This is a genomic window from Tropicimonas sp. (assembly GCF_047971885.1).
GTDB lineage: Bacteria > Pseudomonadota > Alphaproteobacteria > Rhodobacterales > Rhodobacteraceae > Tropicimonas.
In genome coordinates, this window is sequence record NZ_JBKEAE010000087.1 from 1 (window position 1) to 5870 (window position 5870).

The 5870-nt window shown below is 65.0% G+C and carries 6 protein-coding genes; all 6 read left to right on the forward strand.

The genetic code is table 11. From position 1 onward, the window contains the following. A partial coding sequence (locus ACK5IR_RS08325) for a FecCD family ABC transporter permease (protein ID WP_416927799.1) occupies positions 1-864 on the forward strand: 864 nt, incomplete at its 5' end. Continuing rightward, positions 855-1622, forward strand: a complete 768-nt coding sequence (locus ACK5IR_RS08330; protein WP_416927801.1) for an ABC transporter ATP-binding protein — start codon at positions 855-857, stop codon at positions 1620-1622. The genes ACK5IR_RS08325 and ACK5IR_RS08330, both read left to right, overlap by 10 nt. A 276-nt stretch (positions 1623-1898) precedes the next feature. After that, entirely contained in the window at positions 1899-3182 is a 1284-nt protein-coding gene (locus ACK5IR_RS08335) for an NAD(P)/FAD-dependent oxidoreductase (protein ID WP_416927803.1), read from the forward strand. 11 nt (positions 3183-3193) lie between these two features. Then, positions 3194-3382 (forward strand): DUF2892 domain-containing protein, encoded by a 189-nt coding sequence (locus ACK5IR_RS08340; RefSeq protein ID WP_416927805.1) that lies wholly within the window; start codon positions 3194-3196, stop codon positions 3380-3382. Between the two features lie 14 nt (positions 3383-3396). Continuing rightward, complete coding sequence (locus tag ACK5IR_RS08345) at positions 3397-4356, forward strand: efflux RND transporter periplasmic adaptor subunit (protein ID WP_416927807.1); 960 nt, start codon at positions 3397-3399, stop codon at positions 4354-4356. Continuing rightward, the coding region (locus tag ACK5IR_RS08350) for an efflux RND transporter permease subunit (protein WP_416927809.1) at positions 4353-5870 on the forward strand (1518 nt) is incomplete at its 3' end. The genes ACK5IR_RS08345 and ACK5IR_RS08350, both read left to right, overlap by 4 nt.

Consider the following 5870-nt stretch of genomic DNA (forward strand, 5'->3'; position numbering starts at 1 on the left):
ACCGGCGGCGTGGAGGCGGCGGTGTTCTTCAATATCCGCCTGCCGAGGGTCATGGCCGCTGCCCTCGTCGGCGCGGCCCTTGCGGCGGCCGGCGCCTCCTATCAGACGATATTCCGCAACCCTCTGGTATCGCCCGATATCCTTGGCGTCTCGGCCGGGGCCGGGCTGGGTGCGGTGCTTGGCATCTTCATCGGCCTGCCGGTTGTCGGCATTCAGGGGATGAGCTTTGTCTTCGGTCTGGCGACCGTCGTGCTGGTGATGACCGTGGCGGCGGGAATCGACCGCCACGGGGATACGCTGACCCTTGTGCTGTGCGGTATCGCCGTCGGGGCGCTCGCCGGGGCGGGGATATCGCTGCTGAAGGTTCTGGCCGACCCCGACGACCAGCTTCCGGCAATAACTTTCTGGCTTCTGGGAAGCCTCGCCGGTGTCCAGCGAGGAGACATGGCGCTGGCGCTGCTGCCGATGCTGCTCGGGTTCGTGCCGCTCTTCCTGCTTCGGTGGCGGGTCGGGGTGTTGTCGATGGGCGAGGATGAGGCCCGGGCGCTCGGCCTCAACACGCGGCGTCTGCGCTGGATCGTCATTGCCGCGACGACCCTGATCACCTCGGCCTCTGTCGCGCTGGCCGGAACCATCGGCTGGATCGGTCTCATGGTGCCGCATATGGCGCGCCGGATCACCGGCGCGCGGTTCGACCGGGTGCTGCCGGCGTCGGTTCTGATCGGAGCGACGCTGATGGTCGTGGTCGACACGGCTGCCCGGTCGATCGCGACGACCGAAATCGCGCTCGGCATCCTGACGGCGGTCATCGGCGCACCGGTTTTCCTGTTGCTGCTGGCGCGAAGGGAGAGCGGGTGGCACTGATCGAGGCCTCCATGCTCTCGGTCGGCCCGGCCGGGCGCATTCTGGCGCGCGGCATCGCCTTTGCGCTGGAGCCCGGTCAGATTCTGGTCGTTCTCGGCCCCAACGGGGCAGGCAAGACCACGCTTTTCCGCACGCTTCTCGGGCTGACCAGACCCCTTGCCGGAGAGGTCCGTCTGAGCGGTGCGCCCCTGTCCGCACTCAGCCGCCCCGAAATCGCGCGCAGGGTCGCCTATGTCGCCCAGTCCATGACCATGCCCTTTCCGTACACCGCCCGCGACTATGTGCTGGCCGGGCGTACCGCATCGCTGGGTCCCTTTTCGGCCCCGGGGAAGGCCGATCGGCGCAAGGCGCAGGACGCGCTCGGCACGCTGGGAATCGCCTGGCTCGCGGATGCCCCGGTAACGCGGCTCTCGGGGGGGGAACGCCAGCTCGTCATGATTGCACGGGCGCTTGCGCAGGACGCTCCGGCGCTTCTTCTCGACGAACCGGCCTCGGCGCTCGACTTCGGCAACCGTGAAAGGCTTGCCATTCTGATGGAGCGCCTTTCGGCCACGGGGCTGGGGCTGATGTTCACCAGCCATGACCCGAATTTTGCCGAACGGCTGGCACACCGGATCCTGACCATCGATCGCGAGGGCAATTCGGAACATGGGGCGCCGGGCGACATGCTGAACGATGCCCGGATTTCCCGGCTTTACGACCTCGATCCGGCTGCCACATCCCGCGCCCGTCTCGGGCGCCGGGCGACGGTACACTGAAGGCCGGCCTGCCGGCAGATCCGGCCCTGCCGCTTTTCCGCTCGCGCCGAGTCGATCCGGCGCCGATCGATGCCGGCTCTCTGGTGCAGCGATGGAGGTGAGCGGATTCCGGCGTTGAGCGCAAATGTGAAAATCTCCAAAACATAATGAAAACAATATGTAACATCTTTGTTCCCATAGACGACACTTCATATTGCATTATTGGAATGTTTTGATATATTCAGAATCCGTAATGTATCGGAGGAACGGCTCCGGTGCTTCAGGGAGGAAAAGGAAATGGCACATATTGTGGTACTGGGGGCCGGTCTGGGCGGCGCTATCATGGCTTACGAGATGAAGGCGCTGACCGGCCCCGGTGATCGGGTCACCGTTGTGAACAAGGGCGCGACCTACAGCTTCGTTCCGTCGAATCCGTGGGTTGCCGTCGGCTGGCGCAGCAAGGAGCAGGTCGAGGTCGATCTCAGCGGCGCCATGGAGCGGCGGGGAATAACCCTGCGCACCGAGGGGGCGGGGCGGGTGCATCCGGCGGAAAACCGCATCGATCTTCTGGACGGATCGACGGTCGAATACGACTATCTCATCATCGCGACCGGCCCGGAACTGGCCTTTGACGAGATCGACGGGCTGGGGCCCGGGGCGAATACCCAGTCCATCTGCCTGACCGACCACGCGGTGCAGGCAAAGGCCGCTTTCGACGATCTGGTGAAAAACCCCGGTCCGGTTGTCGTTGGTGCCGTCCAGGGGGCAAGCTGTTTCGGCCCGGCCTACGAATTTACCCTCATCCTCGAGACGGCACTGCGCCGGGCGAAGGTGCGCGACCGCGTTCCCATGACCTTCGTAACCTCCGAACCCTATATCGGCCATATGGGCCTCGACGGGGTGGGCGACACCAAGGGGATCCTCGAACACGAATTGCGCGAACGTCACATCTCGTGGATCACCAATGCCAGGGTACAGTCGGTCGAACCCGGTACGATGCATGTCGAAGAGGTGAACGCCGACGGAACCACACGGCAGATGCACGACCTGCCGTTCAGTTTCTCGATGCTGCTGCCCGCCTTTCGCGGTGTCGCGGCGGTGCGCGATATCGAGGGGCTTACCAACCCGCGCGGCTTCATCCTTGTCGACCGCTACCAGCGCAACCCCGCCTTTCCCAATGTCTTTGCCATCGGCGTCGGCGTGGCGATCCCGCCGATCGGCAGGACGCCGGTGCCGGTGGGCGTGCCCAAGACCGGCTTCATGATCGAAAGCATGGTCACCGCCACCGCCGCCAATATCGCATCGCTGATCAGGGGGGAGGAGCCGCGCGAGGTGGCAAGCTGGAACGCCGTCTGTCTGGCCGATTTCGGCGATGGCGGGGTGGCGTTCGTCGCCCAGCCGCAGATCCCGCCGCGCAACGCCAACTGGTCGTCGTCGGGGCGGTGGGTCCATGCCGCCAAGATTGGTTTTGAAAAGTACTTCCTGCACAAGATTCGCACCGGGAAGCCGGATTCGTTCTATGAACGGGCCGCTTTCCGTCTGCTCCGTGTCGATAAACTCAAATCAACCCACACTGAATGATGGATGGAAAAATGACGATAAATCAGGCAGTAACAGCCTTCGCGGGTTTCATGGTTCTTCTGTCGCTCGCATTGGCCTATTGGGTTTCGCCCTACTTCCTCCTGTTGACGGCTTTTGTCGGGCTCAACCTGTTCCAGTCGGCCTTTACCGGTTTCTGCCCGGCCGCGCGCATCTTCCGCGCGATGGGTCTGAACGACTGACAAGGCAGGCTGCGATGAAACTCCTTCCAGTGCTTGCCATGGGGCTGTCGGTTGCCATGGGCGATGCGGCGGCGGAAACGATCACCGTCGTCCCGGTCGAGGTGACCGATATGAAGGCGCTTTTCGGCAGCGTCGAAAGCCGGTTCGTCATTCCCGCCCGGTCGCGGATCGGCGGTACGCTGGTATCGCTCGACGTGACCGAGGGCAGCCCGGTCGGGGCGGGTCAGGTGATCGCCCGCATCGTCGACGACAAGCTGGAGCTGCAACTGACGGCGGCGGATGCACGCATCCTCGCGGCCGAGGCGCAGCTTCAGAATGCCGAGGCGGAGTTGCGGCGAAATACCGAGTTGCTGAATCGCGGCGCGACTACCGCGCAACAACTCGACCAGATCCGCACCGCCGCCGATGTCGCGCGCAACGCCAGGGCCGAGGCCGATGCTGTGCGCGCGGTGATCGTCCAGCAGATGCAGGAGGGCGATGTCATCGCCCCGGGCGACGGTCGCGTGCTGACGGTGCCGATGCGCGAGGGGCAGTTCGTCCTGCCGGGAGAGGCGGTGGCGACCGTCGCCGGGGGTGGGGTGTTCCTGCGTCTGGCGATCCCCGAGCGCCATGCCGAGGGCCTTGCGCCTGGCGCCGTGGTCGAGGTTGGCAACGGGCAGGAGGGCACGATCGCCAAGATCTACCCCGAAATCGCCAATGGTCGTGTTACCGCCGATGCTACGGTTCCCGATCTGCGCGAGGATTATATCGGCCAGCGGGTGCTGGTCCGCGTTCCGGTCGCCAGCCGGCAGGCGCTGGTTGTGCCGCAATCGGCCCTCGTCAACCGGTCGGGGATCGACATGCTGGAGATCGAGGTCGATGGCGCCCGGGAGAGGATCGTGGTCGTCCCCGGCGGCGTCGTGAAGACACCGGAAGGCGAAATGCGCGAGGTCCTTTCCGGCCTGCGCACCGGCGACCGGGTGATCGTGCAATGAATGAAACCAGATCCCTTGGCCTCGCGGGCACGCTGACGCGCACCTTCATCGGCTCCCCGCTCACGCCGCTGATGCTGCTGGCCGCGCTCATTCTGGGCGTTCTGGCGCTTTTCGTGCTGCCGCGCGAGGAAGAGCCGCAGATCTCCGTGCCGATGGTCGACATCATGGTGCGCGCGGACGGGCTCAATGCCGAGGACGCGGTCAAGCTCGTTACCGAACCTCTGGAAACCATCGTCAAGTCGATCCCGGATGTCGAGCATGTCTATTCCCAGACCGGCGACGACGCCACGATGGTCACCGCGCGCTTCGAGGTCGGCACCTCCTCCGATGCGGCGATCCTGCGGGTGCACGAAAAGATCCGCGCCAACATGGACCGGATCCCGACCGGCGTTCCCGAGCCCCTGATTGTCGGGCGCGGCATCGACGATGTGGCGATCTTCGTCCTGACGCTTTCACCCAGGGCAGAGGATGCCGATCGCTGGACGGCAGCGGATCTGACGCGGGTCGCGCGCGAGGTTCAGGTATCGATCTCGGCGCTCGAAGATGTCGGCCTCACCTATATCGTCGGCGAAAGCCCGGCCGAGATCCGGATCATTCCTGATCCCGAACGCCTCGCCAGCGCCGGGCTGACCCTGCAGGCGCTGACCGCCCGGGTAGAGGCCGCCAACAGCGCCTTTCAACTGGGAACCGTGCGGCAGGACGGCAGGCAGATCGGTCTCACGGTCGGCGAAACCCTGGACGATCTGGCCACCATCGGAAACATCCTCGTCGGCACGCGCGACGGGCGCGCCGTCTATGTCCGCGATGTTGCCACCATCGAACTGGCGACCGACACGACCGAGGCGCGCGTCGCAACGCTGGCGCGCCAGAACGGTGGGTTCGACCGCACCCCGGCGATCTCCCTCGCCATCGCCAAGCGCTCCGGCGCCAATGCCGTCACCATCGCCGAGGAAATCCGCCACGAGGCCGAGCGCCTCGAAGGCAATGTCATCCCCGAAGGGCTCAACGTCGCCATCACCCGCGACTACGGCGAATCCGCCAACGAAAAGGCAAACGAACTGCTTTATCACCTCGGGCTCGCAACGCTCTCCATCGTCGCGCTGGTCTGGGTCGCCATCGGCTGGCGCGAGGCGCTGGTGGTGGCGATCGTCATTCCGGTGACGATCCTGATGACGCTGTTTTCGGCCTATATCATGGGTTACACGCTGAACCGGGTCAGCCTGTTCGCACTGATCTTCTCCCTCGGCATCCTCGTCGATGACGCCATCGTGGTGATCGAGAACATCGCCCGCCACTGGGGCATGCACGACGGCCGCAGTCGCGCGAAGGCGGCGATCGACGCAGTGAGCGAGGTCGGCAACCCGACCATCGTCGCCACGCTGACCGTGGTCGTGGCGCTGCTGCCGATGATGTTCGTCTCCGGCATGATGGGGCCCTACATGTCGCCGATCCCGGCCAATGCCTCGGCGGCGATGATCTTTTCCTTCTTCGTTGCGGTGATCATCACCCCCTGG